At 41.5% G+C, this 2,886-nt stretch carries 2 protein-coding genes; both read right to left on the reverse strand.

The features are described from left to right. On the reverse strand, positions 1-1,652 hold a 1,652-nt coding region (locus Q8907_15440), incomplete at its 3' end, for a patatin-like phospholipase family protein (protein MDP4275664.1). Between the two features lie 217 nt (positions 1,653-1,869). Then, positions 1,870-2,886, reverse strand: a 1,017-nt coding sequence (locus Q8907_15445; protein ID MDP4275665.1) for an alpha-L-fucosidase, incomplete at its 5' end; no start/stop codon positions are given.

Genomic DNA, 2,886 nt, shown 5'->3' on the forward strand with positions numbered 1-2,886 from the left:
CCGTAGAAATTCAAAAATGCAGTGGTAAACGTCTGATTCCCCATCGCATACGGATTCCCCCTGAATTTTGAAAATTCATTTTCAATCCCGGTGACTAATGAAGCAGAATGACGAATATTATGGTGTAAAAAAATCTTATAGGACAATTCCTGATAAGTGAAACTAGAAACCACCTCATCATGAGAAAACTGATCTATTCTGTACTTCTCCCCATCAAGCGACATGCCATAATCCGGTTTCCAGTTCGTGGTTGCCCTGTGAAAAATAAATAAAGTCCTCTGAGGTTTCCAGCCAGTATAAGCCCAATAAGAAAGCTTAAATCTGGGATTTTCGCCCAGGATCACATCCAGGCTTAGCTTTGAGCCCTTTGCCGGAAGGTTGCGTAAAGTAGCATTCATCAAAAGACTGGCATTGAAATCGCTGTCATAATGGGCACCCACCCTGAACTTGTTTGTTCCTTTTTCTGACACCCGGATAATAAGATCGTTCCCATCCTCAAAAGGCTCGATTCTATATGTCACCTTTTCAAAAAACTGGCTGCCATACAGACGGTCGACAGCTTTTTCAATATCCGCAAGCGTACTCATTGAGGGAGCGTCAATCTGTATCTTTCCCGCCATAAACTCTTTCGACACATTTTCAAGGCCTTCCATAGAAACCTTGGTGATGTAGATTGAATCCGATACTTTGGGAACAATATGGGCAGGTGAAACTGGTTGAAACCGTTTTAAGGAATCGGCCAGCTTCAACAACTGCGGATAAACCTTCATGGCCGCATCCTCACCTGTTTTAATGAGCGAATCCGCATGATTAAAGTTTGCTGCCGAATTCGAATAAACTCCGGGAGAAATAAGAATATCACATAACTTTTGATTTTGCTTATTGGTTTCAACTACATGAAAAAACATGGACTGTTCTGTAATCTTCACCAGGGAATTCAATTCTCCTTTTGAATAGGGCTTAAAACCCACATTTACACCAATGATGATGTCAGCCCCCATCTTCTTCACTTCATCCGCAGGGAAATTGTTGACCAATCCACCGTCAACCAGAAGCCGGCCATCAATTTCAACCGGATTAAATACCGTAGGAATAGACATACTGGCTCTTATGGCGTCAGGTAAATTGCCGTTGTGCAAAACCACTTCCTCACCCGTAACGATATCGGTGGCCGTGCAAAGATATGGGATAGGCAAATGGTTGAAATCATGAATATTTTTCACATTCCAGGTTAAATGTGAAAGAAGGTTGAACAGGTTCTGTCCGGCAATCAACCCTCCGGGAAGTTTTATTTTTCGGGAATCAAAAGGGAAGGTAATAAAATAATGGGACTGTTCTTCTTTTTCGTCAATGCTCAGATTTTCCCGTGAAATCTTATCGGTAAGGATATCTGCCCAATCCTGGCTTAAAACAAGCTTTTCCAGGCTGTCGGCACTGTATCCTATGGCATACAAACCTCCGATTATGCTGCCCATACTGGTTCCACCAATAAAATCGGGCTTAATACCAGCCTTTTCAAGTACTTTCAACACCCCTATATGGGCAATCCCTTTTGCTCCTCCCCCGCTAAGCACCAGGCCAATCTTAGGCCTGCGCTGCACTTCGTTTTGGGCCAGTGCAGGACTTAAAACTATCACCCACAATAGCGACATCAAAATCAAAAATTTAAAAAATTTCATTTATTCTTCATGATTATTGAGAACCTTAAAATTAGGGAATTTTAGATTATGGCGCAAGACAGATTAATGGGTCGGGGGTTGTCGAAATAACAAACGATACAATTAGACTGTAAAATATTTTTACATAAAACATTATATCAGGACTATTCAAATACTTATCTAATTCAAAAACAAAAATAACATGGACGATTTATTGATAAACAGGTTTATTTAATTCGACGGCGAGAATGGTTACGTCTTTATCCTTGATTTGAAAATCAGTTAAAATAGTTTGCCTTTTTCTGCTTTGTTTAAAGTTAATGGCCTTATCATCACTGACCGAAAAGGCGTTAATAACTTTTTGGCCTCTGTTTAACGCAGGAAGCACAAAAGTTTTAGCACTAAATCCGTTTAACAAATAGATATAAATTGTATTTCCTTTATAAGCAAACCCATATTCACCGTCTTTAGGATTCCAGGGGCCGCCCCGGGTTCCGTAAACAGCGTCATAAACCTGTGCTAACCATAGCCCGGTGTGGCGTAAAATATCCTGTTCAGCCTTTGATATCTGTCCATGCCTGTCAGGGCCGACATTCAACAATAAAGACATATTCCGGATAACACAATCGGCCAACATTCTTTTTAACTGTCCTATTTTAATAAGTTTAGAAGTATCTTCCTGTTCAGGAGAATAACCCCAGGTTGATGACATGGACATGCACTTTTCCCAAACTTCCCGGGTACGGACTGGTCCGGTGATGGCATTTCCACCTTCCTCCGACATATAATCCCCATACCAGCCGCATCGGGAATTTACGATCACATCGGGTTGATATTTCCGGACAACGCCCATCAGGCCTAATGGTTTACCCGTAGTTTCGTCAAAATCCCGGAAACAGGAATTCACCGGCCAGGCATTGGCCGGATCACGAAACTTACCAGGTTCCCAGAAAAAGGATGCATCAGCATCATCCCCCTCCTGGCCTATCCAGCCACCATCCCAAAAAATCTGGTCTATTTTCCCATAGTTGGTCATTAATTCTTTCACCTGGCAATACAGCTCTTCCTTCATCAAACGGGCATTCTCTTTATGAAATATATTGGTGGTATAACCAAACCTGTTAGGCAGGCAATGCGTTCCCGTAATATCATAATAACCCGGATAACGCCAGTTGATAAGAGTTTTATAAAGGCCTACTTTTAATCCATATTTATGACAGGCATCAAC

It is taken from the genome of Bacteroidota bacterium, assembly GCA_030706565.1.
Taxonomy (GTDB): domain Bacteria; phylum Bacteroidota; class Bacteroidia; order Bacteroidales; family JAUZOH01; genus JAUZOH01.